The organism is Pollutimonas rozaliensis (genome assembly GCF_048751585.1).
Taxonomy (GTDB): Bacteria; Pseudomonadota; Gammaproteobacteria; order Burkholderiales; family Burkholderiaceae_B.
Map to the genome: position 1 here is coordinate 1 of NZ_JAZHOB010000072.1, position 279 is coordinate 279.

Here is a 279-nt window from a genome sequence, read left to right on the forward strand (position 1 = left end):
CGAATAGCCCCTGAGACCACGGAGACCGCGCCGAATTCACCCACCGCGCGAGAGTTGGTGAGGATGATGCCGTACAGCAGTGCCCAACGGATATTGGGGAGCGTCACGCGCCAGAACGTGGTCCAGCCTGAGGCGCCCAGGGTCACGGCGGCCTCCTCTTCGCGGGAGCCCTGGGCCTGCATCAACGGAATCAGTTCCCGAGCGACGAAGGGGCAGGTGACGAAGATGGTGACCATCAGAATGCCGGGCCAGGCAAACATGAGCTGAATGTCATGGGTG

The 279-nt window shown here is 63.1% G+C and carries 1 protein-coding gene; it reads right to left on the reverse strand.

The genetic code is table 11. The annotated features are described in order from the left end of the window. On the reverse strand, positions 1–279 hold a 279-nt coding region (locus V0R37_RS22015; protein ID WP_420376544.1), incomplete at both ends, for an ABC transporter permease subunit.